The sequence below is a fragment of the Mycobacterium asiaticum genome, assembly GCF_001673315.1.
GTDB classification, from domain to species: domain Bacteria; phylum Actinomycetota; class Actinomycetes; order Mycobacteriales; family Mycobacteriaceae; genus Mycobacterium; species Mycobacterium asiaticum_B.
The window spans coordinates 23,214-48,759 of sequence record NZ_LZLQ01000051.1 but is presented as its reverse complement, the minus strand read 5'-3'; the positions used below and the strand labels follow the sequence as shown (position 1 = coordinate 48,759).

Sequence of the window (25,546 nt, the reverse complement as noted above, 5' to 3'; positions counted from 1 at the left end):
ACGCCGATATGTTTGCCCCTGCCGATCCCGGGGATCCGCTAGGACAGCGACAGGAGGGGTGAGATGACGCTGGACTACGACGTCCTTGTGATCGGTTCCGGATTCGGCGGATCGGTGTCAGCCCTGCGGCTGACCGAGAAGGGTTACCGGGTCGGGGTTCTCGAGGCCGGGCGCCGCTTCGAGGACTCGCAGTTCCCCAAGACGAGCATGGATGTGCGCAACTTTCTGTGGGCGCCCAAGCTCGGCTGCACCGGAATCCAGCGCATCCACGTCCTGCCCGACGTGATCGTGCTGGCCGGTGCCGGAGTGGGCGGCGGCTCCCTGAACTACGCCAACACCCTCTACGAACCCAAATCCGACGCGTTCTACCAGGACCGCCAGTGGGCACACATCACCGACTGGCGCGACGAACTGCGGCCGTATTACGACCAGGCCAAACGCATGCTGGGTGTGGTCACCAATCCCACCATGACGGCGTCGGACCACGCCCTGCGCAAGGTCGCTGACGACCTGGGCGTCGGCGACACCTTCGGCATGACTCCCGTCGGCGTCTACTTCGGACCCGACAACGTGCCCACTCCCGGTGTGGAAGTCGAAGATCCGTTTTTCGGCGGTGCCGGGCCCCGCCGGCGGGGTTGCATCGAAGTCGGTGAATGCATGACCGGCTGCCGGCACAACGCCAAGAACACGCTGATGAAGAACTACCTCTATCTGGCCGAGCGGGCCGGCGCGCGCGTGCACGATCTGACCACCGTCACCGCCGTGCGTCCCCGCGCCGGAGGTGGCTACGCCGTCGACACCGTGCGTAGCGGGGCCTGGCGTGCGAAGCGCACGGCCGGCACCCTCACCGCAGAGCAGGTGATCTTCGCTGCCGGCACTTGGGGAACCCAGCAGTTGCTGCATCGGATGAAGTCCGGCGGCGACCTGGGGCAGATCTCCGACCGGCTCGGCGTGTTGACCCGGACGAACTCCGAGGCGCTGTGCGGCGCCAGCGTGCGCATGCGGCAGGGCAAAGACGCCGCGTTCCATCAGGGCGTCGCGATCACGTCGTCCATTCATCCCGACGACAGGACCCATATCGAGCCGGTCCGTTACGGCAAGGGCGCGCAATCGATGGGCATGCTCACCACCGTGATGACCGACGGCGGCGGTGGGACCCCGCGCTGGCTGCGGTGGTTGGGGCAAGTGCTGCGTCATCCCGGGCAAGCTGCGTCGGTGTACGTCGGGCTGCGGAATTGGTCGCAGCGCACCGTGATCGCGCTGGTGATGCAAACCGAGGACAACTCGCTGACGCTGTTTCCCAAGCGCAGGCGGTTCGGTGGGGTCAAACTGTCCTCCCGGCAGGGCCACGGGGTGCCCAACCCGACCTGGATCCCGAAGGCCGACGAGGCAGTCCGCCGCCTCGCTGCGGACATCGGCGGTATGCCCTACAGCAGCGTCGGTGAGATCTTCGACATCCCGATGACGGCACACTTCCTCGGTGGCTGCACCATCGGAGACTCGCCCGAAACGGGTGTCATCGACGCCTACCACCGGATGTACGGCCACCCGGGGTTGCACGTCGTCGACGGGTCTGCGATCTCGGCGAACATCGGGGTCAACCCGTCGCTGACCATCACCGCGCAGGCCGAGCGCGCAATGTCTTACTGGCCCAACAAAAATGAGGCCGACACCAGACCCCCAATCGGCGCAACCTACCAGCGCATCCCGCACGTCGCGCCGCAACGCCCGGTGGTGCCTGCCGACGCCCCGGCCGCGCTGACACTCCCGCTGGTGACGCGACCGTCCGGCTCGCGAGGGTAAGCACGCCGCACCGGGACGCGACCGGGACGAGGCCGGGACGCAAGAATGAGACGGTGCATCCCCGGTTGACCGCACGGGTGGAAGAGTCCCGGCGGATCCCCCTGCTGCTCTGGCAGTTCGACGCACCGCGGCTGTGCATCTCGTCGGGCCCGCTCGGCGGCGGCATCGGCGCCCGGGATTGGATAGTCAACGCCACCGTCCCGCTGGATTACGGCCGGACCGACCCGGACCGGCACCTGGTCGAGATTGGTAGCGCGCTGGGCCTCGTCGGTATTGGCTGCGGGCTTCTCACTGCTGTCGACGTGACGCGCCACCACCTCGCCGCGGACAGCGGCGTGCAGGCCGCCGCGACGGTGGGGCTGTCCAGCCCCGCTTGGGCGGCGGCGCCCGATCGGGACTTCCGTCGCGAATTGCCGTCGGGTGTGATAACAACGGCGTTTACCTCTTACCAGAGCGTCGAGTACCGGCCACTCACCGACGGGGACCCATACCGGGCGGGGACGATCAACGTCGTGGTTGCGGTGCCGGTGCGGCTGTCGCAGGCTGCCCTGGTCAATGCCGTGGCTACCGCGACGGAGGCGAAGGTCCAGGCGCTACACGAAATCGGGGTACGAGCGACCGGCACCGCCTCCGACGCGATCGTCGTGCACTGTCCCACGGACGGCCCTGCGGAGGCGTTCGCCGGGCCACGTTCGGTGTTTGGCGCCCGGATCGCCCGGGCCGTGCACGCCGCGGTACTCGGCGGCGCCCGGTCCTGGATCGCGGAACCCCCCGGGCGGCGGTCCGAACCATGACTTCGAAGGCGAGTCTCGCGCATCTGCCGTGAGCAGCGGCAAGACATCGCCGGTCGCCGCCGATTTGAAATGTGGCGTTAGCGCGCGCCCCATTCGGTGCCCATATTGTCGTCGGTAATCGTAGGCACTCCGTCGGTGCGAGCGAGGATGCCCTCGCGCGTTTCCAGGTTCATGCCGGTTGGCTTTGCGGGGCCGTAGCCGGCCGAGAGCGAGTCGACTAAAGACAAAACTTCTTCGAGACGCGTTTGCTGCTTCGAGTCGGCAAGGTCGAAGACGGGCCTGCCTTCGATGCGATACTCGCGCAATACCCGTTCCCACCGCCTGCGGTCGATCGCAAGCGGAGAATCGCTGGCCGCTATGAAATTGATGAAACGCAATGCGAAGGGGAATTGGAGTGCGGCCGTGCGCTGCGCTGCAGCCGACCCTGTCGTGTTGTGGAAGGACACCCCGCCCGGCTTGAGGTGGGCACGGACCAGCTCGAGATACTCCGTCGAAAGTAGGTTGGTGGCGTGTGCGCGCCAGTTGAAGCTGGTGTTCTGCACGATGAAGTCGAACTTCCGCTCGGGGTTGCGGGCGAGCCAACGTCGCCCGTCGTCGATCACAGTCGCCACTTTGGGGTTGTTCAGCACGCCGGCTTCGCCGGGGTAGTTCCTCATGACGTTCAGATAGGCCGGATTGATTTCGACCACAGTCAGTCTTTCAACCTGTGGATTATTGGCAATCACCTGCGCCCAGGAGCCTGACGAAAGCCCGATCATCAGCACGTCGCGGGGCGACTCGTGCAGCAGGCTGAGGGCGTAGGGACGGACAATCATGTTGCGGTCGTTCACAAGGTCGGTGGAGAAAACCCCGTCGTAGACGCCGCCACCCTGAATCTGGCCGTCCTGCGTGACGCTGACCACGCCGCTCTTGTTTTCCTTCAGGTGCGCAAAGCGCTGCCCCGCGTAATGCTGCTTGAAGTAAAGCCGCTCATAGACACCGTCGAAAAGCCAAGGCTGCAAGATGACGATTGCCAGGCCCGCCAGGACGGTGGCGGCGACGCGCGAGGAATACAGGCTTTTCTCACCCGTCCGGTATTTGGCGGTTAGTAGCAGCACGAGCGAAAGCGCAACGCCGAGCAGCGCCAGAAATAACGAAATGCCGCCCAGGCTCCAATGGTCCATCAGCACAAAGCCTGTCATCAGGCTGCCCAGCGCCGAGCCCACGATGTTGGCGAGGTACAGGTAGCTCAATCCCTCGCCCGCGCGGGCGTCCGGCGCAATAGCGATATGGCAAATCAGCGGGAAGATCGCGCCCAGCAACGCCGCGGCGACGCCCACCAGCGGTAAAGACACCCCCCAGTGCAGCGTGGAGGTGATCAGCGACGCTGCGGGCGCCAGCAGGAAGCTTGCTGCACTGGCAAACAAGACGAAGCCGGACAGCGAAGCCACCTGCTTGGTCCCCGCCGAGTCACGGCAGAAGCGGCGGCTGACGAGCGAGCCGAGCGCAATGCCCAGCAGGTAGCAACCCAGCAATAACGCAAACGCCCGCGCGACACCTCCAGAGGCAAATGAGTAGACGCGATACCACAGAATTTCGTAGCTCAGCGCTATGTAGCCGCAGAGCGCCGCAAGCAGCAACGCAAACGAGAAACCGCGGGTATTGAACCGCGCTAACTGCGCGTCAGGCTGAATGCCGGCCTTGGGCGACTTCATCTGCGCGAGCAGTGCCCCGCTACCGACAACCAGATTGATGCCGCAGGCAAACGCGATAGCGCCCTGTTGTCCCAAGAGCCGCATCAGAAAGGACGCAACGATGAAACAGGCGAAGGCGCTGCCAAGCGTGTTGACGAAGTACAGCAGTCCGACGCTGCGCCCCACGTTTCCCGAGTGCTTCACCAGATGCGCCGTCAGAAGGGGCATCGTTGCACCCATCAACAGGGTGGGCACAAGCACCAGCAGGAATGTGAACAGCGCCGTCAACGGCGCGCTCAATTGGAGGGTCAACTCGCCCACGGCGTGAAACAAGCCCAGCGAGAAGTAGCCAAAGACGCCGATACCGAGTTCGACGGCGGCGAACACGCCCAGCAGCGGTAGGCGCAGCCGCGACAACCGCCCGCCTGCGAAGCTCCCGATGCCCAGCCCGAGCATGAAGGCCGTGACCACCACCGTGACGCTTTCGACGTTGATGCCGTAAATCGTGAACAGCGAGCGCTGCCAGACAAGCTGGTAAATCAGCGCGGGGATACCCGAACAGAAGAAGATGGCGCAGATCACCGTCAGATTCGCCCGCGGGGTTGCCGGCGCCGGTTCAGCCAGGGGCGGCGCCGCGTGTTGTGTCACTGACGCTCAGCGTCCCACAGCTCCCACCCGGTCCCAGCCGGGGGCGATGAATTTGAGTGTTGAGGGAGCTTCTGGACAGCACCGAAGGTCCGCACACGGACGCCGACGCCAAGGACGAGAAACAGTATCGCTGCCCTACGGATGGACCCGTGTCGATGACGCGACAGTCTTGCGGCTGTGCGGCCACATCTATGACGAGCAGAGCGATTGCCTCACTGCGGCCGGGGTACCTATGGGGACTATGACGGCGATGCGCGTGCTTGTGGTCGTGTCTGCGGCTGACCGGATTCCTTTGCGAGAAGGCGGCAGCGAGCCGACCGGCACCTACCTGGGTGAATTGATCGAACCGACCGACGCGATGCGGGACGCCGGATTTGAGCTGGCATTCGCCACACCGGGTGCGCGCATTCCCACCATCGATGGCACCTCCTGCAGCCTGATGTATTTCGCAGGCTCGCGTAAACGGCGTGACGCAGCCCTGAGCAGTTATCGGGAGCTCCTGGAACTCGGTCTGGCCACGCCCGCCAAACTGGAAGAGATCTGCCACGACAGGCAGCGCCTGGACGGGTTCGACGCGATGTTCGTGCCCGGCGGTCACGGGCCGCTGGTTGACCTGCTGCACCGCGACGCATTCGCCGATGACTCACTCAACGAGGACTTCGGCGCCCTTGTCCGTTACTTCCACGACTCCCAGCGGCCCACCGGTTTGATCTGTCACGCTCCGGCCGCCCTGGCGGCGGCTCCCACCGTCGACGGCCGCTGGACCTACGAGGGCTACCGCATGACCTGCTTCAAGACCGGGGTGGACACGATGTTGTCGACGGTCCCGTTGGTGCGGCGCTTCAAGGGACATCTCAAAGACGACCCGACTGAACTGCTGACGTCTCGCGGCGCCAAAGTTGAGCAGACAATGCTGCCGATGGGCAGCAAGGTCGTGGAGGATCGAGAACTGATCACCGGCCAAGACCCCTACTCCGCGAAGGCTTTCGGCGCAGCCTTCGTTAGCAAGGTGCGCAGCGCGCGAACCTGACTAGATATCGGCTTGAGCTGCAATAACACTGGTGGGCGCGGACGGTATCGAACCGCCGACCGCTGGTGTGTAAAACCAGAGCTCTACCACTGAGCTACGCGCCCTTATGCCCCGGCGCAGGCTACACGCCGAAGGCCCTGCCACTCAAAACGCTCAGGTCCGCAATGCCGTCAACGCCTGACTCCACAACCGCTGATCGCGCGGTTCGCCGGGCTGTTTCATCTCCGCGAACCGGATGATCCCCGACCGGTCCACCACGAAGGTGCCCCGGTTGGAGACGCCGGCCGCCTCATTGAACACCCCGTAGGCCTGGCTGACCGCGCCGTGCGGCCAGAAATCGGACAACACCGGGAAGGTGAACCCGCTCTGCACGGCCCAGATCTTGTGGGTGGGCGGCGGGCCCACCGAGATGGCCAGCGCCGCGCTGCTGTCATTCTCGAACTCGGGCAGGTGATCGCGCAGTGCATCCAGTTCGCCCTGGCAGATCCCGGTGAACGCCAGCGGGAAAAACACCAGGAGCACGTCCTTGGCCCCCCGGTAGTTGCTCAACGTGACCGGCTGCTGGTTCTGGTCGCGCAGGGTGAAGTCGGGGGCAGCAGCTCCGACGTCGAGCATCAGCGCTTCCCGCTCCGCGACTTCGGTTGGACCAGGCGACTGGCGCTCCAATTGCCGAGGTTGACCGACGAGGTCGGCATCAGCCCGGCGGTCGGGGCCGCCTCGGCGATGTCAGCGGGCAGCACGTGACCGGCCCGACCGGTCTTGGGCGTCAACACCCAGATCACGCCGTCCTCGGCCAGTGGGCTGATCGCGTCCATCAGGGTGTCCACCAAATCCCCGTCGCCGTCTCGCCACCACAGCAGCACGACGTCGACGACCTCGTCGGTGTCTTCATCCAGCAATTCGCTACCGCACGCATCCTCGACGTCGGCGCGGATGTCGTCGTCGGTGTCTTCGTCCCAGCCCCACTCCTGGACAACTTGGTCTCGTTGGATGCCCAGTTTTCGAGCGTGATCCGCCGCGACCACCGTGGAACCTCCTCAACCAACCACTCGACAAGCGACGACCGTTATCGTCGCACAGGCAACCTCAGGTTCAACGCCTAACCCATGCACAGTTTGAGCGCCTTCGTCTTGGCGTCGTTGAGGCGGTCGACGCGCTTGTTGAACTCGCCGGTGGGCGCATGGGTGCCGATCGCGTTGGCCACCTGACGAGCCGCATCGTTGTAGGTGTTGAACGCGTCGCGCATCTGGGCCGGCAGCGCCTCGCTGTAGCTGTTCTCCACCGCCGTCGCGCTGGCGTTGAGCGCCTCGATGGCCGGACCTTCGGTGGGGCTGGTGTTCTTGCCGCCGTTGAACGCCGCAACGAAGGCGTTCACCTTGTCGATGGCTTCCTTGCTGGTGGTGGCCAGCGCGTCACATGAGGTGCGCATCGCCCGCGTCGTCACCGACGCCTGGCGCTGGGACTCGCGGACCTTCGATGTCACCGACGACGCCGATACCGACGCGGACACCGACGAGCGGTAGGCCGGGGCCAGGCTGGTGTCGGGTGAACCGGACCCTTCGGTGACTTTGGTGCAACCGACGATTCCGATCACCAGCATCGCAGCACAGCCGAGTGCCTGGGCACTTCGCTTGGGGAACCCCCCCACGTGCATCACGGGGTCTGACGTTACCGGGTCTCGATCCCAACTGCCCCACTAGCACCGACATTGATCGAGCGCTGCCTACGGGCGTCACCTATCGGCTCGGCGCCCCGGTGCGGCACGATAGGAGGAAGATCGAGCAAGTAGCTACCCTGCCACCGACAGGAGCGGAAGTTGACGACCGAGTTCGCCCGCAACGATCTGGCCAAAACCTCAAGCAGCACAAGCGAACCCGACCGGGTCCGGGTGATCCGCGAAGGTGTGGCGTCGTACTTGCCCGACATCGATCCAGAGGAAACCTCGGAGTGGCTGGAGTCTTTCGACGACCTGCTGGCCCGCTCGGGGCCGGCGCGGGCGCGGTACCTGATGCTGCGCATGCTGGAGCGGGCCGGCGAACAGCGAGTGGTGATCCCGTCGCTGACCTCGACCGACTACGTCAACACCATCCCGACCGAACTGGAGCCCTGGTTTCCCGGCGACGAAGACGTCGAACGCCGCTACCGGGCGTGGATCAGGTGGAACGCGGCCATCATGGTGCACCGCGCGCAACGCCCGGGCGTCGGCGTCGGCGGGCACATCTCGACCTATGCGTCCTCGGCGGCGCTTTATGAGGTCGGCTTCAACCACTTTTTCAAGGGCAAGTCGCATCCCAGCGGTGGTGATCAGATATTCATCCAGGGGCACGCCTCCCCCGGCATCTATGCGCGCGCCTTCCTGGAAGGCCGGCTGAGCACCGACCGCCTCGACGGGTTCCGCCAGGAACACAGCCACGCCCCGGGATTGCCGTCCTATCCCCACCCCCGGCTGATGCCTGACTTCTGGGAGTTCCCGACCGTATCGATGGGTCTGGGTCCGATCAACGCCATCTATCAGGCGCGGTTCAACCACTATCTGCACGACCGCGGCATCAAAGACACCTCCGAGCAGCACGTGTGGTGCTTCCTGGGTGACGGCGAGATGGACGAGCCGGAAAGCCGCGGCCTGGCACATGTCGGCGCCCTGGAAGGGCTGGACAACCTGACCTTCGTGATCAACTGCAACCTGCAGCGTCTCGACGGCCCGGTACGCGGCAACGGCAAGATCATTCAGGAACTGGAATCGTTCTTTCGCGGCGCCGGCTGGAACGTCATCAAAGTGGTCTGGGGCCGCGAATGGGACGCGCTGCTGCATGCCGACCGCGACGGTGCGCTGGTCAACCTGATGAACACCACGTGCGACGGGGACTACCAGACCTACAAGGCCAACGACGGTGCCTACGTGCGCGACCACTTCTTCGGCCGGGATCCTCGCACCAAAGCCCTGGTCGAGAAGATGAGCGACTCCGAGATCTGGAATCTCAAGCGCGGGGGTCACGACTACCGCAAGGTCTATGCGGCCTACCGTGCCGCCGTCGACCACAAGGGCCAGCCCACGGTAATCCTGGCCAAGACCATCAAGGGCTATTCGCTCGGTGCGCACTTCCAGGGCCGCAATGCGACCCATCAGATGAAAAAGCTTGCGCTGGAAGACCTCAAGCACTTCCGCGACGCCATGCGGATTCCGATCAGCGACGACCAGCTGGAAAAAGATCCCTATCTGCCGCCCTACTACCACCCCGGGCCCGACGCTCCGGAGATTCGTTACCTGCTCGACCGGCGCCGCACCCTCGGCGGCTTCCTTCCCGAACGCCCCACCAAGAGCAAGGCGCTCAAACTGCCCGGGCGCGAAGCCTACAAAGCACTGAAAAAGGGATCGGGACAACAAGAGGTCGCCACCACCATGGCGCTGGTGCGCACCTTTAAAGAACTGTTGCGGGACAAGGAGATTGGAAAACGGATCGTCCCGATCATTCCCGACGAGGCCCGCACCTTCGGCATGGACTCCTGGTTCCCGTCGCTCAAGATCTACAACCGCCTCGGGCAGCTGTACACCTCCGTCGATGCCGAGCTGATGCTGGCCTACAAGGAGAGTGAAAGCGGCCAGATCCTGCACGAAGGCATCAACGAGGCCGGATCGGTGGGCTCATTCACTGCGGTCGGCACCTCCTACGCCACCCACAACGAGCCGATGATCCCGGTCTACATCTTCTATTCGATGTTCGGGTTCCAGCGCACCGGCGACGGCCTGTGGGCCGCGGCCGACCAGATGGCACGCGGATTCGTGCTGGGCGCCACCGCCGGGCGCACCACGCTGACCGGCGAGGGCCTGCAGCACGCCGACGGGCACTCGCTGCTGCTGGCTGCCTCCAACCCGGCCGTGGTGTCCTACGACCCGGCGTTTGCTTTCGAGATCGCCTACATCGTCGAGAGCGGTCTGGAGCGCATGTTCGGCAAAAACCCGGAGAACGTGTACTTCTATCTCACCCTTTACAACGAGCCGTACCCGCAGCCACCCGAGCCGGAGGACTTCGATCCAGAAGGACTGCTGCGTGGCATCTATCGCTACCGCGCCGCGAAGGAAGAACGCGCCAGCACCGCGCAGATCCTGGCGTCGGGAGTGTCCCTGCCGGCGGCGCTGAAGGCGGCCGATCTGCTGGCCGAGGACTGGGATGTGGCCGCCGACGTGTGGTCGGTGACCAGTTGGGGCGAGCTGAACCGCGACGGGGTGGCCGTGGAGAAGGAGCGGCTGCGCCATCCCGACCAGGAGGCCGGTGAGGCCTATGTGACCAAGGTGCTGGCGGATTGCCGCGGTCCCGTGGTCGCCGTCTCGGACTGGATGCGCGCGGTGCCAGAGCTGATCCGGCCCTGGGTGCCCGGCACCTACCTCACGCTGGGCACTGACGGGTTCGGATTCTCCGACACCCGCCCGGCCGCCCGCCGGTACTTCAACACCGATGCCGAATCGGTGGCGGTCGGGGTGCTGCAGGCGCTGGCACGCGACGGTGAAATCGACTCCTCGGTAGCCGTCAAAGCCGCCCAGCAGTACAAGATCGACGAGGTGCAGGCCGCACCCGGCCAGGAGGCGGACGCCGGCGAGGCCACCTGACTCCGCGCCGAGCGTGAACCCCACCGTCACGCTCGGCGAGGCTCGGCGACGCGCGTGCGGCGAGGCCACCTGACTCCGCGTCGAGCGTGAACCCATCCTCACGCTCGGCGTCGAGCGTGAACCCATCCTCACGCTCGGCGTCGAGCGTGAACCCATCGTCACGCTCGGCGACGCTCGGCGACGCTCGGCGGCGCTCGGCAGCGCTCCACGGCCGAGGGCGCACAGCTCTTTGGCGGAATCTTCCAGAAATAGGGCGTAGCTTTTAGGAGTGAACGACAACCAGTCTGCGCAGCCCGTGCGTCCCCGTTCGCCGCTGGAGCTACTGGAGACCGTTCCCGACTCGCTGTTGCGGAGGCTCAAGCAGTATTCCGGCAGGTTGGCCACCGAGGCGGTGTCGGCCATGCAGGAGCGACTGCCCTTCTTCGCCGACCTGGAAGCCTCGCAGCGGGCCAGCGTCGCGCTGGTGGTGCAGACGGCGGTGGTCAACTTCGTGGAGTGGATGCAGGACCCGCACAGCAATGTCAGTTACACCGCGAAGGCTTTCGAACTGGTCCCCCAGGACCTGACCCGGCGCATCGCCCTGCGCCACACCGTCGACATGGTGCGGGTCACGATGGAATTCTTCGAAGAAGTCGTGCCGCTGCTGGCCCGCACCGAAGAACAGCTGACCGGGTTGACGGTCGGCATCCTGAAGTACAGCCGCGACCTGGCGTTCACCGCGGCCACCGCCTACGCTGACGCCGCAGAGGCGCGCGGCGCCTGGGACAGCCGGATGGAGGCCAGCGTCGTCGACGCGGTCGTGCGCGGTGACACCGGCCCCGAGCTGCTGTCCCGGGCCGCGGCGTTGAACTGGGACACCACCGCACCGGCCACGGTCGTGGTGGGAACCCCGGCCCCCGGCCGCGACGGCCCCAACGTCGATGGCAGCGACCGGGCTAGCCAGGATGTCCGCGACATCGCCGTCCGGCACGGCCGCGCAGCCCTGACAGACGTGCACGGCACCTGGCTGGTCGCCATCGTGTCCGGACACCTGTCGCCGACGGACAAGTTCCTCAAGGACCTGCTCGGGGCGTTTTCCACCGACCCGGTGGTGATTGGCCCGACAGCGCCCATGCTGACCGCGGCCTATCACAGCGCCAGCGAAGCGATCTCCGGAATGAACGCGGTGCCGGGGTGGCGCGGGGCGCCCCGACCGGTCCTGGCGCGCGAGCTGCTGCCTGAGCGGGCGTTGATGGGCGACGCCTCGGCGATCGTCGCGCTGCACACCGACGTGATGCGACCCCTGGCCGATGCCGGCCCTACCCTCGTCGAAACCCTGGACGCTTTCTTAGATTCTGGCGGCGCGATTGAGGCTTGTGCCAGAAAGTTGTTCGTTCATCCAAACACCGTGCGGTATCGCCTCAAGCGCATCACCGACTTCACCGGGCGAGATCCCACGCAACCACGCGACGCGTACATCCTGCGGGTCGCTGCGACCGTGGGCCAACTCAACTACTCGACCCCTCCCTCTACTGCCGCCAAGATCTCGGTGCCCCCGCTTCCGTCGCCGGTCAGAGGGGGTATTGATCCGCACGCGGGCAGACTGTGACTTAGCCGACAGATCGCGGCTCTATCTCAAACATGTAGCTTACGGGGCTATTTTGTAGGAGGTATACAAAAACCTAAGACAAGGTTCATAATCTGTTACACCGCGCAAACACCTCTTCACAGTGTTCTCTTAGACACGTGATTGCCTTGCTTGCACCCGGACAGGGTTCCCAGACCGAAGGGATGCTGTCGCCGTGGCTGGAATTGCCCGGCGCAGCAGACCGGATCGCGGCTTGGTCTCAGTCCAGCGGGCTGGATCTGGCTCGGCTGGGCACCAGCGCCTCCACCGAAGAGATCACCGACACCGCCATCGCGCAACCGCTGATCGTTGCGACGACGCTGCTGGCGCACCAGGAGCTGGTGCGGCGCGGCCTGTTGGCCGGTCACGAGCTCATCGTTGCGGGTCACTCTGTCGGGGAGATCGCGGCCTACGCGATCGCCGGCGTGCTGGCCGCCGATGACGCGGTGGCCCTGGCTGCCACCCGCGGCGCCGAAATGGCCAAGGCCTGCGCGGCCGAGCCCACCGGCATGTCCGCCGTTCTCGGTGGCGACGAGTCCGAGGTACTGAACCGGCTCGACCAGCTGGACCTGGTGCCCGCAAACCGCAACGCCGCCGGCCAGATCGTTGCCGCCGGTCGGCTGACCGCGCTGGAGAAGCTCGCCGAAGACCCGCCGGCCAAGGCCCGGGTACGCGCGCTGGGCGTGGCCGGAGCTTTCCACACCGAATTCATGGCCCCCGCCCTGGACGGCTATGCGGCCGCGGCAGCAGGCATTACGACCGCCGAGCCCACCGCGACACTGTTGTCCAACTACGACGGAAAGCCGGTGGCTTCCGCCGCCGCGGCGATCCAGACCCTGGTGGCCCAGCTGACGCGACCGGTGCGCTGGGACCTGTGCACCGCGTACATCCGGGAGCGCAGCGAGCAAAGCGAGCACAATGTCACGGCGATCGTGGAGTTCCCGCCCGCGGGCACTTTGACCGGCATCGCCAAACGCGAACTTCGGGGGGTTCCGACGCGAGCCGTCAAGTCACCCGCAGATCTGGACGAGCTGGCGAATCTGTAACTCGCCCGCTTCACCCCAGAACCACAAAAGTACGTCAAATCGGTTTACACACAACATATTACGAAGGGAACTACTGTGGCCGTCAGTCAGGAAGAAATCATCGCCGGTATTGCCGAGATCATCGAAGAGGTCACCGGCATCGAGCCCTCGGAGGTCACCCCGGAGAAGTCGTTCGTCGACGACCTGGACATCGACTCGCTGTCGATGGTGGAGATCGCCGTGCAGACCGAGGACAAGTACGGCGTGAAGATCCCGGACGAGGACCTCGCCGGTCTGCGCACCGTCGGTGACGTGGTCGCCTACATCCAGAAGCTCGAGGAAGAGAACCCCGAGGCCGCCGAGGCGTTGCGTGCCAAGCTCGAGACCGAGAACCCCGAGGCCGTGGCCAACGTCCAGTCGAGGCTGGAGAACAAGTGACCAAGCCTTCCACTGCTAATGGCGGTTACCCCAACGTTGTGGTAACCGCCGTCGCGGCGACGACTTCAGTCGCGCCGGACATCGAGAGCACGTGGAAGAGCTTGTTGGCCGGCGAAAGCGGCATCCGCGTCCTCGAAGACGAGTTCGTCACCAAGTGGGACCTACCAGCCAAGATCGGTGGCCACCTCAAGGAACCCGTCGACAACCACATGGGCCGACTGGACCTGCGGCGCATGTCCTATGTCCAGCGGCTCGCCAAGTTGCTGAGCGGGCAGCTGTGGGAGACCGCGGGTGCACCAGAGGTCGACCCCGACCGCTTCAGCGTCGTGGTCGGCACAGGTCTGGGCGGTGCAGAACGCATCGTGGAGAGCTACGACCTGATGAACGAGGGCGGCCCCCGCAAGGTGTCGCCGCTCGCCGTTCAGATGATCATGCCCAATGGCGCCGCGGCGGTGGTGGGCCTGCAACTCGGGGCCCGCGGCGGGGTGATCACTCCGGTATCGGCCTGTTCGTCGGGCTCGGAGGCCATTGCCCACGCGTGGCGTCAGATTGTCATGGGTGATGCTGACTTCGCCGTCTGCGGCGGGGTCGAAGGGCCCATCGAGGCGTTGCCGATCGCCGCGTTCTCGATGATGCGGGCCATGTCGACGCGGAACGACGAGCCGGAGCGCGCGTCACGACCGTTCGACAAGGACCGCGACGGCTTCGTGTTCGGCGAGGCCGGGGCGTTGATGATCATCGAGACCGAGGAGCACGCCAAGGCCCGCGGCGCCACGCCGCTGGCACGGTTGATGGGTGCGGGCATCACCTCGGACGCCTTCCACATGGTGGCCCCGGATCCTAACGGCGAACGCGCCGGCCGGGCCATGACCCGGTCGATGGAACTGGCGGGCCTATCCCCCAGCGACATCGACCACGTCAACGCGCACGGCACCGCGACGCCCATCGGTGACGCGGCAGAAGCCAACGCAATCAGGGCGGCCGGGTGCGAATCCGCCGCTGTTTATGCGCCGAAGTCGGCGCTCGGGCACTCGATTGGCGCTGTTGGCGCGCTCGAATCGGTGCTCACGGTGTTGACCCTTCGGGACGGAGTCATTCCACCGACGCTGAACTATGAGACCCCCGATCCAGAGATCGACCTCGATGTTGTGGCCGGCGAGCCTCGTTACGGCGAGTACCGCTACGCGATCAACAACTCGTTCGGTTTCGGGGGTCACAATGTGGCGCTCGCCTTCGGGCGCTACTAAGCACGGAAGGAACGTTAGTTACGACAATGACGGAGCTGGTCACCGGGAAAACGCTCCCGAATGTGGTCGTCACCGGCATCGCCATGACGACCGCCATAGCAACTGATGCAGAGAACACGTGGAAGTGTTTGCTGGACGGTCAAAGCGGTATCCGCAAGCTCGACGACCCGTTCGTCGAGGAGTTCGACCTGCCCGTCCGCATCGGCGGACACTTGCTCGAGGAGTTCGACAGCCACCTGACGCGGGTCGAACTGCGCCGCACCGGCTACCTGCAGCGGATGTCCACCGTGCTGAGTCGCCGGGTGTGGGAGAACGCCGGCTCACCCGAGGTCGACCCCGAGCGGCTGATGGTTTCCATCGGCACCGGATTGGGTTCGTCGGAAGAGATGGTCTTCGCCTACGACGACATGCGCGCTCGCGGCATGAAGGCGGTCTCTCCGCTAGGGGTGCAGAAGTACATGCCCAACGGCGCCGCAGCGGCGGTGGGGCTGGAACGGCACGCCAAGGCCGGCGTCATCACGCCGGTGTCGGCGTGTGCGTCGGGTTCGGAAGGCATTGCCCAGGCATGGCGCAACATCGTCTTCGGCGAAGCCGACATGGCGATCTGCGGTGGCGTCGAAACGAGAATCGAAGCGGTGCCGATTGCGGCGTTCGCCCAGATGCGCATCGTGATGTCCACCAAGAACGACGACCCGGTGGGCGCCTGCCGTCCGTTCGACAGAGACCGCAGCGGCTTCGTCTTCGGTGAGGCGGGCGCGCTCATGGTGATCGAGACCGAGGAGCACGCCAAGGCTCGTGGCGCCAACATCCTGGCCCGCATCATGGGGGCCAGTGTCACCTCGGATGGCTACCACATGGTGGCGCCCGATCCCAATGGTGAACGCGCCGGGCACGCGATGAGCCGGGCGATCCAGCTCGCCGGCATCACCCCGGCCGAGATCGACCACGTCAACGCGCACGCCACCGGCACCTCCGTCGGCGACGTGGCCGAGGGCAGGGCCATCAACAACGCGCTGGGCGGTCACAAGCCGGCCGTGTACGCACCGAAGGCCGCGCTCGGCCACTCGGTGGGTGCAGTCGGCGCGGTGGAGTCCATCCTCACCGTGATGGCGCTGCGTGATCAGGTCGTCCCGCCGACGCTGAACCTGGAGAACCTCGATCCGGAAATCGATCTGGACGTGGTAGCCGGGAAGCCGCGGCCCGGTAACTACCGGTACGCGATCAACAACTCGTTCGGGTTCGGCGGTCACAACGTGGCGATCGCCTTTGGGCGCTACTAGCCGGCGCCTTTAGAAAGAGCCAAGGACCACCCGATAAAACCAGAGCATCAAAGTCGAACTAGGAGACCTGCGATGACAATCATGGCCCCCGAGGCGGTTGGCGAGTCGCTCGACCCTCGCGATCCACTACTGCGTCTGAGCAACTTCTTCGACGACGGCAGCGTCACGCTGCTGCACGAGCGTGATCGCTCTGGTGTGCTTGCCGCGGCGGGCACCGTCAACGGTGTCCGCACCATCGCGTTCTGCACGGACGGCACCGTGATGGGCGGCGCGATGGGCACCGAGGGCTGTGCCCACATCGTCAACGCCTACGACACCGCCATCGAGGAGCAGAGCCCGATTGTGGGTATCTGGCACTCCGGCGGTGCTCGGCTGGCCGAGGGTGTGCGGGCACTGCACGCCGTGGGGCTCGTCTTCGAGGCCATGATCCGCGCGTCGGGCTACATCCCGCAGATCTCGGTGGTCGTCGGCTTCGCGGCCGGCGGCGCCGCCTACGGACCGGCGCTGACCGACGTCATCGTGATGGCGCCGGAGAGCCGGGTGTTTGTTACCGGTCCCGACGTGGTGCGCAGTGTCACCGGCGAGGACGTCGACATGGCCTCCCTCGGTGGGCCGGAGACCCACCACAAGAAGTCCGGTGTCTGCCACATCGTCGCCGACGACGAACTCGACGCCTACGAGCGCGGCCGCCGGTTGGTCGGATTGTTCTGCCAGCAGGGGCATTTCGATCGCAGCAAGGCCGAGGCCGGCGACACCGACATCAAGGCGTTGCTGCCCGAGTCGTCGCGTCGTGCCTACGACGTGCACCCGATCGTCACCGCGATCCTCGATGAGGACACCCCGTTCGACGAGTTCCAGGCCAAGTGGGCGCCGTCGATGGTGGTCGGGTTGGGCCGGTTGTCGGGACGCACGGTCGGTGTGCTGGCCAACAACCCGCTGCGCCTGGGCGGTTGCCTGAACTCCGAAAGTGCCGAGAAGGCAGCGCGATTCGTGCGCTTGTGCGACGCGTTCGGTATCCCGCTGGTGGTCATCGTCGACGTGCCGGGGTATCTGCCCGGTGTCGACCAGGAGTGGGGCGGCGTGGTGCGACGCGGGGCCAAACTGCTGCACGCGTTCGGTGAGGCCACCGTTCCGCGCGTCACGCTGGTGACGCGAAAGATTTACGGCGGGGCCTACATCGCGATGAACTCCCGCTCGCTCAACGCCACCAAGGTGTTCGCCTGGCCGGACGCGGAGGTCGCGGTGATGGGCGCCAAGGCAGCCGTCGGCATCCTGCACAAGCGCAAGCTGGCCGCCGCGCCCGAGCACGAGCGCGAAGCTCTGCACGACGAACTGGCCGCCGAGCACGAGCGCATCGCCGGAGGGGTGGACAGCGCCATCGACATCGGCGTGGTGGACGAGAAGATCGACCCGGCACACACCCGCAGCAAGCTCTGCGAAGCGTTGGCTCAGGCACCCGCCCGCCGCGGCCGCCACAAGAACATCCCGCTCTGATCCACCGGCGGCCCCGGCGCCTCGTATCTCAAGCCGACAGCTTGGTTGGCACGGCGACAGATGCAGCATGGTCCGGCCACAACGCATGCTGACCCTTCTGTCTCGGCTTCCTACTGCCTTTGAGTAGGGCCATGTCCTGGTTTGTCCGCCGATCGGCGCGCTTGCCACGGTAGGTATTCAGGTAGCGCTCAACTTCGTCCCGATGCATAGGTGCCGCGAAGATGCTGGTGTTGTTGATTGAATCGCCAACGCTCGGCGACTGGTCGAGCTTGCGAGAGCCGGCGCGAAATCCTGCAACCGCACCCCAGAGGCATGCGATCAGCCCGACGGCTGCAGCTATAGCCAATTCGCTTCCGGCCGCCAGGCTCGCGACGAGTCCACCTAGGAAGGCAAGCGCCATAAGCAACGCCACGTACGCCAGTCCAATGACATATACATTCCGAAATCTCCTTAACACACTCATCACCCTTATCGATTCCCAATAACGTTCAATACGCTACGTGTAGCGTAGCGCTACTATCAGTGTAGCGTACGGGGGATCAGGCAGTATTCCTGTCGAACCGAAAGGCGGATTTGGGTGGTGGAGCGGCAGGCTGTCGACGACGGAATTGCGGAATCCACATTGTTGCTGTTGCGCGCCGGAGGTCCGCGCGCAGTTACCGTCGAGGCAGTCGCCACGCACTCGGGCATTGCGAAGACGACGATCTATCGACGCCATCCCAATCGCCGGGACATGCTGTCGCGCGCCTTGGCGCGAGTGGCTTCGCCGGAACCGTTAGATCCCCAAACGGGCGCACCTGACCGGCTTCGCTGGGTGATCAGGCACGCCGTCGGGATGATCGAGGACGGCATCGGACTCGGCGGACTGGCGGCAATGCTGACCGGGGACGACCCAGAATTCAGCGCCTTGTTCAGACAAATTCTCGCTGACCAACGGACGAAGCTTGCGGCCGCAATCAGTGTGGGAAAAGCCACCGGTGCTATGCGCACCGACCTCGAGGCCGAGACACTGATCGACGCCGTGGTCGGCACCTACATCGCCGAGCGCGCCCGCACCGGAACCGTTGCGGACGGGTGGGAAGAGCGGTTGTTCAAACTGTTTTGGCCCACTGTTCGGGCGGGGTGAGTTTCGAGCGGGCTTCCACGGCGTGCTCCCCCACTAGCGCGCGGCCAGCGCCTCGGCCTCCTCCTCTGTCTCAACCGCGGGACCCGAACCGGGCAAGGGCTTACCGGCGACCTCCGGGGTGAACATCAACGTCACCACGCCCACCACGCCGGCGAACATCAGCATGTAGGCCGGCACCATGACGTTGCCGGTGGCCGAGATCAAAGCTTGCGCGATCAGCGGGGTGACTCCCCCGACGGTGGATATCGACAGGTTGTAAGAGATTGCCAGGGCCCCGTAGCGCACCTTGGTGGGAAACAACGCGGGCAACGCCGAAGGCGTGGTGCTGTCGAAGCACAACTCCATCAGCCCAACGAGCAGCACACCAATAAAGATCATCGGGTAGGCCGAGCCGAAACGCATCAACAGAAACGCCGGTATCGACGCCACGATCAGCAGACCGCAGCCGGTCCGCATGATCGGTTTCACGCCGATCCGGTCTGACAGCTTCGCCACCAACACGATCGTCACCATCAGGACAGCCAGGGTGGCCACAATCATCACCAGCGCCGGGGTTTCCGCCACGTGCACAACGGTTTTCAGGTATGTCGGCAGGTAGCCGGTCACCATGAAATCGGCGACCTGGGAAGTCAGCACCAGTGCGGCGCAGATCAGCATCGGCCGCCACTGCTCCACGACCGTTTGCCGAAACTGGTTCCGCCCGGCGTCCTCGGCCTCATCCTCATCCTGGTGCAACTGCGTGAACGCCGGAGACTCGCCCAGCCGCAGTCGCATATAGAGCGCAATCAACCCCAGCGGTGCCGCCAGCAACAGCGGGACGCGCCAACCCCATGCCAGCCAGTCGTCGTTCGGCAGCCACGCCTGTAGCCCGGTCACCAGGAACCCGGCCACCACGAAGCCGACCAGGTTGCCCAGCGGCAGGAACCCAACCAGCATGCCGCGCTTGCGGTCCGGGGCCTGCTCGACCAGATAGGTCATCGCGCCGACGAACTCGCCACCGGTCGACAAGCCCTGGAACACCCGGGCGACGACGAGCAGGATCGGTGCCCAGATGCCGATCACGCTGTAGCCGGGAAGCAGACCGCTCATCGTCGTCCCGACCGTCATCATCAGGATCGTGATCACCAGCACCCGTTTGCGGCCGATGCGGTCGCCGAGCGGGCCGAAGATCATGCCGCCGATCGGGCGCACCACAAACGCGGCCGCCAGGGTGCCGAAGGTGGCGATCAGATGAACGGCACTGACGCTGTTGCCGGGATAGAACACCTGCGCAATGGTGGTGGCGATGTAGCCGTAGACCCCGAAGTCGTACCACTCCATCACGTTGCCGATCGCGGTGCCGGTGATGGCTCGAGACATCCCGGCCTTGTCCGTCACGGTGATCTCGTCGCGCGCCCACTTCTGCTCAAGGCCGTCGGTGTTCATCGACTCGTTGTTACCCCCACCGCTTCGGCTCGAATCCCACCACCCCGCTAAACCACGCCCGCCAGGAACTCCTCGGCGACCGCGACGGCCCTCTCGCGGTCGCGCAGCACCAGCCCGATGCGGGTGCGCCGATCCAGAATGTCACCGGCTTCCAACGCGCCCTCGTGGGTCACTGCGTACTCGAATTCAGCCCGGGTCACGTCGATTCCGTCGGCGACCGGGTCGGTGGGTCGCTCGCAGGTGGCGGAGGCGACGACGGTGGCCGACTCGGCTCCGTAGCGCGCGACCAGCGAGTCGGGTATCCCCCGCCCCGGTCCGGCCGCGGGCCCGGGATTGGCCGGAGCACCCACCAACGGCAGGTTGCGCGTCCGGCACGGCGCGGCGCGCAACGCCCGGAGGGCGACGGCCCGGTTCAGCACGTCCTCGGCCATGTACCGGTATTCGGTGAGCTTGCCGCCGACCACGCTGATCACTCCGGTCGGCGATTCGAAGATGGCGTGGTCACGCGAGACATCTGCGGTGCGTCCCGCGCCGGTATCGATGAGTGGCCGCAGGCCGGCATAGGAGCCGATTACATCCGTAGCCGCGACCTTGGTTCCCAGTGCGGTGTTCACCGTGTCCAGCAGAAAGGCGACTTCGGCTTCAGATGGTTCCGGCACATCCGGTATCGGGCCGGGGGCATCTTCGTCGGTCAGTCCGAGGTAGATCCGGCCCAGTTGCTCGGGCATCGCGAACACGAATCGGTTCAGCTCACCGGGGATTGGAATCGTCAGCGCTGCAGTCGGATTTCCGAACGTGCCGGCATCGAACACCAAATGTGTTCCGCGGCTTGGCCGTAACTTCAGCCCTGGGTCGATGTCTCCCGCCCACACCCCCGCGGCGTTGATCACCGCACCCGCCGACACGTCGAATGACTGTCCGCTGCGCTGGTCGGTCAACCGCACCGACGTTGCGGTCGCCTCCGACGCGGCGACGTAAGTGAGGATCCGGGCACCGTGTTGGGCTGCGGTGCGGGCGACCGCCGTCACCAGTCGGGCATCGTCGATCAACTGACCGTCGTAATTGAGCAGTCCTCCGGCCAGACCGTCGCGCTGGACCGTCGGCGCCATCTCCGCCACCCGGCCTGCCGAGATCCGGCGCGACCGGGGCAACGTCGACGACGAGGTGCCCGCCAGCACGCGCAACGCGTCGCCGGCCAGGAATCCGGCCCGGACCAGCGCCCGGCTCGCACGATTCATCGACGGCAGCAACGGAACCAGTTGCGGCATCGCGTGAACCAGGTGCGGCGCATTGCGGCTCATCAGAATTCCGCGCTCGACGGCGCTGCGCCGGGCGATGCCGATATTGCCGCTCGCCAGGTAGCGCAACCCGCCGTGCACCAGCTTCGAACTCCACCGGCTGGTGCCGAATGCCAGGTCGCGCTTTTCCACCAGGGCGGTCCGCAGTCCCCGGGATGCGGCGTCCAGCGCGATCCCGACACCGGTGATGCCGCCGCCGATGACGATGACGTCGAGGGCATCGCCGTCGGCCAGCGCCTCGAGTTCGGTGGTGCGACGTTGCGCGTTAAGAGCTGTAGAGCGGGCCGGGTCATCAACCATCAGGACAGGTATCCGTTCAGTGCGTAGGTGAGTTCGGTGGCCAGCGCTGCGTCGTCGAGGATCGGTTTGACGATGTCGGCGGATTGGATTGTCGACTGAGCGATCAACAGCACCGTGGTGGCGAGTTGGCGCGGATCGCCGGGTCGGACGCTGCCGGATTGCTGCGCGACTTCCAGCCGGGCCGCCATGCCCTCGATGAGGAACTGCTGGCTGGCACCCAACCGCTCGGTGATGTAGACCCGGGCCAGTTCCGAGTGCATCACCGACATGATCAGTTCGTCGCGACGCAATCGGTCGGCCACCGCGACCACCTGCCGCACCAAGGCCTCGCGGTCGTTACCGTCGAACGGCACCTCGCGCGTTACCGCGGTGATGTGGCTGGTCAGCAGCGTCGACATGATCGACGGGGTGTCCGGCCAGCGGCGATACACCGTCGGGCGGCTCACGCCGGCGCGCCGGGCGATCTCGGCGAGCGTCACCCGATCCACGCCGAAATCCACTACGCAGCTGGCCGCCGCGGCAAGTATGCGATCCCCGGTGTCCGACGCAGGATCGTTACTGATTGACACCATGTGTAATACTGTAACGCATGACGCACGCTGAGCGACTCCTTCCGCCCATGAAATGGAACGCGTGGGGAGATCCCGCCGCCGCCAAGCCGCTCTCCGAGGGCATCCGCTCACTACTCAAACAGGTTGTAGGACTTGATGATTCGGACGTAGCCGAGCTGGACGCCGACCAAGTGCAGCTGCGCCCGACGGCACTGTCGCAGGAAGACCAGGATGGGCTCGCCGATATCGTGGGCGCCGAGTACTTCCGCACCGCCGATCGGGACCGGCTGCTGCACGCCGGCGGCAAGTCCACTCCGGACATGCTGCGGCGCAAGGACACCGGGGTTCAGGATGCGCCGGACGCGGTGCTGTTGCCCGGAGACGACGAAGCCGTCGCCGCGGTCCTGAGTTACTGCTCCGATCGTGGCATTGCCGTCGTTCCGTTCGGCGGCGGCACCAATGTCACCGGTGGGCTTGATCCCACTCGCGGTTCGTTCGATGCCGTGATCTCCCTCGATCTGCGGCGGTTCAACCAACTTCATTCGCTCGACGAGGTGTCCGGTATCGCCGAACTCGGCGGCGGCGTCACCGGCCCGGAAGCGGAACGACTGCTCGGTGAGCGCGGCTTTTCGCTCGGGCATTTCCCGCAAAGCTTCGAGTACGCCACCATCGGCGGCTTCGCCGCAACCAGGTCGTCGGGCCAGGACTCGGCCGGATACGGACGCTTTAACGAGATGATCCTGGGTCTGCGGCTGGTGACGCCGGTCGGCATTTGGGACCTGGGCCGAGTGGCCGCGTCGGCGGCCGGACCCGATCTGCGCCAGTTGGCAATCGGCTCAGAAGGCACCCTCGGGGTCATCACCAAGGTGCGGCTGCGGGTGCACCCGGTACCCGAGACGACCCGTTACGAGGCCTGGACGTTCCCAGACTTCGCCACCGGCGTCGCGGCGCTGCGCGCGATCACCCAGACCGGCACCGGACCCACCGTCGTGCGCCTTTCCGACGAAGCAGAAACCGGAGTCAACCTGGCGACCCATGAAACCATCGGCGAAAACCCGACCGGCGGTGGATGTTTGGGCCTGACCCTGTTCGAGGGCAGCGAGGAGCACACGGCGAGCCGGCACGCCGAGACCCGCGCGCTACTAGAGGCACACGGGGGCACGTCACTGGGCGAGGAGCCCGCCCGAGCCTGGGAGCACGGCAGGTTCAGCGCACCTTATCTGCGTGACTCGCTGCTGGCCGCGGGTGCGCTCTGCGAGACCCTCGAAACCGCCACCGACTGGTCCAATATCCCCGCGTTGAAGGCGGCGGTGACCGAGGCCCTGACGTCCTCGCTGGCCGAATCAGGCACACCGGCGCTGGTGATGTGCCATGTTTCGCACGTGTACCCGACGGGTGCGTCCCTGTACTTCACGGTGGTTGCCGGCCAGCGCGGCAATCCGATCGAACAATGGTGGGCCGCCAAGCGGGCCGCCAGCGACGCGATCATGGCCACCGGGGGAACCATCACCCACCACCACGCCGTCGGCGCCGATCACCGGGCCTGGATGCGCGAAGAGGTCGGCGACCTGGGCGTGCAGGTGCTTCGCGCGGTGAAGGCGACGTTGGATCCTCGGGGAATCCTCAACCCAGGCAAGCTGATTCCGTGACCGCTGAGCATCCGGTCAGCGGCCGGCTCAACCGGCGCGAAATCGGCAAGGTGACCGCCCTGACCAATCCGCTGTCGGGGCACGGCGCCGCCGTCAACGCATCGCACCGGGCGATCGCCCGGCTGAAGCATCGCGGCATCGATGTCGTCGAGATTGTCGGTGAGGACGCCGACGACGCCCGGTACCTGCTGGCCGCGGCTGTCGAAAAGGGCACCGACGCGGTGGTGGTGACAGGTGGCGACGGAGTCATCTCGAACGCGCTGCAGGTGTTGGCCGGCACCGACGTCCCGTTAGGCATCATCCCGGCCGGCACCGGAAACGACCACGCCCGCGAATTTGGCATCCCCACAAAGGATCCCGATGCCGCAGCGGATGTCGTCGTCGACGGTTGGTCGGAAACCATCGACCTGGGCCGCATCCGTGATCAGAACGGGGTCAACAAGTGGTTTGGCACTGTGGCGGCCACCGGTTTCGATTCGCTGGTGACCGACCGTGCCAATCGGATGACCTGGCCGCACGGCCGGCTGCGCTACTACCTCGCAATGCTGGCCGAACTGTCGCAGCTGCGCCTGTTGCCGTTTCGTCTGGTGCTGGACGGGAAACAGGAAGTCGCGGCCGACTTGACCATGACCGCCTTCGGCAACATGCGCAGCTATGGCGGGGGCATGCTGATCTGCCCGGACGCCGACCGGTCCGACGGTCTGCTCGACCTCACCATGGTCAAGTCGGAGTCACGCACCAAACTGATCCGCTTCTTCCCCACCGCCATCAAGGGCACCCATGTCGGACTCGACGAGGTAACCACCGCACGCGCCAAGACCGTTGACGTGGAGTGCCCCGGGATCAACGTCTACGCCGACGGCGATTACGCGTGCCCGCTGCCGGCCGAAATCTCCGCGGTGCCGGCCGCCTTGCAAGTGCTGCGGCCCAAACCTCACAAACCTCCCAAACTGATGTAACGACCGGGTCGCCGTACGCGAAGTCTCCAGCATGTCGCGTTCCGGCAAGACCGCATGGGCTCTCGCGGTCGCACTGGCGGTGCCAATGTGCTTGGCCCCGAGGGCCTTAGCGGGTGAAGTCGCATCCTGGAGCGGTCAGTACGTGATGGTGCTGGGCGCCAACGCCAAGTCCGGAACCAGTATGGCGGCCGCTCAAAACGAGTTCGCCCACCGCAGCAGCGTTACCTTCACCTCGAGTTGCACCGCCGGGGTCTGTGTGGCCACCGTGGTCAACCCGCCGCCGCCCAAAAACGAATCCATGCCCAGGACAATCGAATTCACGTGGAACGGGGCGCAGTGGATCCGGGAGATGACCTGGACGTGGGACTGCCTGCTACCGGACGGAACGGTCGAATACGACCCGGCGAAGTCGATAAGTGTCTACACACCTGGGCCGTACGGGATCCTCACCGGCGTCTTCCACACCGATATCGCGAGCGGCGCATGCCAGGGCAACGTCGACATGCCGGTGTCGGCGAAACCCGTCTCGGCACCGGTCAACCAGCCCATCAACTAGCCGACACGAGCAGCAGTCGCGAGGCTGCCGGCCAAAAA

Annotated in this window: 22 protein-coding genes and 1 tRNA gene; 14 read left to right on the top strand and 9 right to left on the bottom strand. The window is 65.6% G+C overall.

What is annotated here, in order from left to right; translation table 11 throughout:
- Window positions 1–63: 63 nt before the first annotated feature.
- Together A5636_RS07605 and A5636_RS07600 are read left to right on the top strand one after the other, a co-directional pair.
- On the top strand, window positions 64–1,803 hold the full coding sequence (locus A5636_RS07605) for a GMC oxidoreductase (RefSeq protein WP_065158077.1): 1,740 nt from the start codon (window positions 64–66) through the stop codon (window positions 1,801–1,803).
- A 53-nt stretch (window positions 1,804–1,856) separates the two neighbouring features.
- Window positions 1,857–2,597 carry an adenosylcobinamide amidohydrolase gene (locus A5636_RS07600; protein ID WP_253900527.1) on the top strand — a complete coding sequence of 247 codons (741 nt, stop codon included), beginning with the start codon at window positions 1,857–1,859 and terminating at the stop codon, window positions 2,595–2,597.
- Between the two features lie 77 nt (window positions 2,598–2,674).
- Here A5636_RS07600 and A5636_RS07595 read toward each other — a convergent pair whose 3' ends face one another.
- Window positions 2,675–4,918, bottom strand: coding sequence for a fused MFS/spermidine synthase (locus A5636_RS07595; protein WP_216638820.1), 2,244 nt, complete (start codon window positions 4,916–4,918; stop codon window positions 2,675–2,677).
- A 250-nt stretch (window positions 4,919–5,168) separates the two neighbouring features.
- Here A5636_RS07595 and A5636_RS07590 point away from each other — a divergent pair, with 250 nt between their 5' ends.
- Complete coding sequence (locus tag A5636_RS07590) at window positions 5,169–5,948, top strand: DJ-1/PfpI family protein (protein ID WP_172827176.1); 780 nt, start codon at window positions 5,169–5,171, stop codon at window positions 5,946–5,948.
- A 29-nt stretch (window positions 5,949–5,977) separates the two neighbouring features.
- On the opposite strand, the gene A5636_RS07585 is transcribed toward A5636_RS07590, so the two are convergent.
- The 4 genes from A5636_RS07585 to A5636_RS07570 form a co-directional block, all read right to left on the bottom strand.
- Window positions 5,978–6,052, bottom strand: a tRNA-Val gene (locus A5636_RS07585).
- Window positions 6,053–6,101: 49 nt separating this feature from the next.
- Entirely contained in the window at window positions 6,102–6,563 is a 462-nt protein-coding gene (locus tag A5636_RS07580) for a peroxiredoxin (protein WP_065158074.1), read from the bottom strand.
- The gene (locus A5636_RS07575; protein WP_065158073.1) at window positions 6,563–6,973 is read right to left on the bottom strand and encodes a DUF3052 domain-containing protein; all 411 of its coding nucleotides are present in this window, start codon (window positions 6,971–6,973) and stop codon (window positions 6,563–6,565) included. Before A5636_RS07575 ends, A5636_RS07580 begins: the two co-directional genes overlap by 1 nt.
- 74 nt (window positions 6,974–7,047) lie before the next feature.
- Complete coding sequence (locus tag A5636_RS07570) at window positions 7,048–7,602, bottom strand: hypothetical protein (RefSeq protein WP_081287660.1); 555 nt, start codon at window positions 7,600–7,602, stop codon at window positions 7,048–7,050.
- A gap of 162 nt (window positions 7,603–7,764) precedes the next feature.
- Between A5636_RS07570 and aceE the strand changes: the two genes are divergently transcribed.
- From aceE to A5636_RS07535, 7 genes are all read left to right on the top strand, one after another.
- On the top strand, window positions 7,765–10,554 hold the full coding sequence (gene aceE / locus A5636_RS07565) for a pyruvate dehydrogenase (acetyl-transferring), homodimeric type (protein WP_065158071.1): 2,790 nt from the start codon (window positions 7,765–7,767) through the stop codon (window positions 10,552–10,554).
- 268 nt (window positions 10,555–10,822) lie between these two features.
- Window positions 10,823–12,142: a PucR family transcriptional regulator gene (locus A5636_RS07560; RefSeq protein ID WP_065158070.1), complete on the top strand. Its 1,320-nt coding sequence runs from the start codon at window positions 10,823–10,825 to the stop codon at window positions 12,140–12,142.
- A gap of 137 nt (window positions 12,143–12,279) precedes the next feature.
- Window positions 12,280–13,206, top strand: a complete 927-nt coding sequence (locus tag A5636_RS07555) for an ACP S-malonyltransferase (protein ID WP_065158069.1) — start codon at window positions 12,280–12,282, stop codon at window positions 13,204–13,206.
- A 75-nt stretch (window positions 13,207–13,281) separates the two neighbouring features.
- Complete coding sequence (acpM, locus tag A5636_RS07550) at window positions 13,282–13,623, top strand: meromycolate extension acyl carrier protein AcpM (protein ID WP_065144032.1); 342 nt, start codon at window positions 13,282–13,284, stop codon at window positions 13,621–13,623.
- Window positions 13,620–14,870 (top strand): 3-oxoacyl-ACP synthase KasA, encoded by a 1,251-nt coding sequence (kasA, locus tag A5636_RS07545; RefSeq protein WP_065158068.1) that lies wholly within the window; start codon window positions 13,620–13,622, stop codon window positions 14,868–14,870. Before acpM ends, kasA begins: the two co-directional genes overlap by 4 nt.
- 26 nt (window positions 14,871–14,896) lie before the next feature.
- Window positions 14,897–16,150 carry a 3-oxoacyl-ACP synthase KasB gene (gene kasB / locus A5636_RS07540; protein WP_065158067.1) on the top strand — a complete coding sequence of 418 codons (1,254 nt, stop codon included), beginning with the start codon at window positions 14,897–14,899 and terminating at the stop codon, window positions 16,148–16,150.
- Between the two features lie 72 nt (window positions 16,151–16,222).
- A complete protein-coding gene (locus A5636_RS07535; RefSeq protein WP_065158066.1) occupies window positions 16,223–17,644 on the top strand; it encodes an acyl-CoA carboxylase subunit beta in 1,422 nt (473 codons plus the stop codon).
- A gap of 28 nt (window positions 17,645–17,672) precedes the next feature.
- Here the strand turns inward: A5636_RS07535 and A5636_RS07530 are convergent, their stop codons facing one another.
- Window positions 17,673–18,101 carry a hypothetical protein gene (locus A5636_RS07530; RefSeq protein WP_155763684.1) on the bottom strand — a complete coding sequence of 143 codons (429 nt, stop codon included), beginning with the start codon at window positions 18,099–18,101 and terminating at the stop codon, window positions 17,673–17,675.
- 120 nt (window positions 18,102–18,221) lie between these two features.
- Between A5636_RS07530 and A5636_RS07525 the strand changes: the two genes are divergently transcribed.
- On the top strand, window positions 18,222–18,770 hold the full coding sequence (locus tag A5636_RS07525) for a TetR/AcrR family transcriptional regulator (protein ID WP_065158064.1): 549 nt from the start codon (window positions 18,222–18,224) through the stop codon (window positions 18,768–18,770).
- Between the two features lie 33 nt (window positions 18,771–18,803).
- Here A5636_RS07525 and A5636_RS07520 read toward each other — a convergent pair whose 3' ends face one another.
- The 3 genes from A5636_RS07520 to A5636_RS07510 all read right to left on the bottom strand — a co-directional run bounded on the left by A5636_RS07520 (window position 18,804) and on the right by A5636_RS07510 (window position 22,365).
- Window positions 18,804–20,129: an MFS transporter gene (locus A5636_RS07520; RefSeq protein WP_065158121.1), complete on the bottom strand. Its 1,326-nt coding sequence runs from the start codon at window positions 20,127–20,129 to the stop codon at window positions 18,804–18,806.
- Between the two features lie 113 nt (window positions 20,130–20,242).
- Window positions 20,243–21,793: a glycerol-3-phosphate dehydrogenase/oxidase gene (locus A5636_RS07515; RefSeq protein ID WP_065158063.1), complete on the bottom strand. Its 1,551-nt coding sequence runs from the start codon at window positions 21,791–21,793 to the stop codon at window positions 20,243–20,245.
- The gene (locus A5636_RS07510) at window positions 21,793–22,365 is read right to left on the bottom strand and encodes a TetR/AcrR family transcriptional regulator (protein WP_065158062.1); all 573 of its coding nucleotides are present in this window, start codon (window positions 22,363–22,365) and stop codon (window positions 21,793–21,795) included. The genes A5636_RS07515 and A5636_RS07510 overlap by 1 nt, the downstream gene beginning before the upstream one ends.
- Window positions 22,366–22,412: 47 nt before the next feature.
- On the opposite strand from A5636_RS07510, the gene A5636_RS07505 reads away from it, so the two are divergent.
- Genes A5636_RS07505 through A5636_RS07495 form a run of 3 tightly spaced genes read left to right on the top strand, consistent with a single transcriptional unit; the run spans window position 22,413 to window position 25,508 of the window.
- Window positions 22,413–23,993, top strand: a complete 1,581-nt coding sequence (locus tag A5636_RS07505) for an FAD-binding oxidoreductase (protein ID WP_065158061.1) — start codon at window positions 22,413–22,415, stop codon at window positions 23,991–23,993.
- Window positions 23,990–24,952 (top strand): diacylglycerol kinase, encoded by a 963-nt coding sequence (locus A5636_RS07500; protein ID WP_065158060.1) that lies wholly within the window; start codon window positions 23,990–23,992, stop codon window positions 24,950–24,952. Before A5636_RS07505 ends, A5636_RS07500 begins: the two co-directional genes overlap by 4 nt.
- A 31-nt stretch (window positions 24,953–24,983) precedes the next feature.
- Complete coding sequence (locus tag A5636_RS07495; protein WP_065158059.1) at window positions 24,984–25,508, top strand: hypothetical protein; 525 nt, start codon at window positions 24,984–24,986, stop codon at window positions 25,506–25,508.
- The last annotated feature ends 38 nt before the right edge of the window (window positions 25,509–25,546 follow it).

Excerpts from the sequence above, each read along its gene's own strand:
- A5636_RS07535 (WP_065158066.1), top strand. The coding sequence starts at position 16,223 with ATGACAATCATGGCCCCCGAGGCGGTTGGCGAGTCGCTCGACCCTCGC.
- A5636_RS07510 (WP_065158062.1), bottom strand. The coding sequence starts at position 22,365 with ATGGTGTCAATCAGTAACGATCCTGCGTCGGACACCGGGGATCGCATA.
- A5636_RS07605 (WP_065158077.1), top strand. The coding sequence starts at position 64 with ATGACGCTGGACTACGACGTCCTTGTGATCGGTTCCGGATTCGGCGGA.
- A5636_RS07495 (WP_065158059.1), top strand. The coding sequence starts at position 24,984 with ATGTCGCGTTCCGGCAAGACCGCATGGGCTCTCGCGGTCGCACTGGCG.
- A5636_RS07580 (WP_065158074.1), bottom strand. The coding sequence starts at position 6,563 with ATGCTCGACGTCGGAGCTGCTGCCCCCGACTTCACCCTGCGCGACCAG.
- A5636_RS07520 (WP_065158121.1), bottom strand. The coding sequence starts at position 20,129 with ATGTCTCGAGCCATCACCGGCACCGCGATCGGCAACGTGATGGAGTGG.
- A5636_RS07505 (WP_065158061.1), top strand. The coding sequence starts at position 22,413 with ATGAAATGGAACGCGTGGGGAGATCCCGCCGCCGCCAAGCCGCTCTCC.
- kasB (WP_065158067.1), top strand. The coding sequence starts at position 14,897 with ATGACGGAGCTGGTCACCGGGAAAACGCTCCCGAATGTGGTCGTCACC.
- A5636_RS07570 (WP_081287660.1), bottom strand. The coding sequence starts at position 7,602 with ATGCACGTGGGGGGGTTCCCCAAGCGAAGTGCCCAGGCACTCGGCTGT.
- A5636_RS07515 (WP_065158063.1), bottom strand. The coding sequence starts at position 21,793 with ATGGTTGATGACCCGGCCCGCTCTACAGCTCTTAACGCGCAACGTCGC.
- A5636_RS07590 (WP_172827176.1), top strand. The coding sequence starts at position 5,169 with ATGCGCGTGCTTGTGGTCGTGTCTGCGGCTGACCGGATTCCTTTGCGA.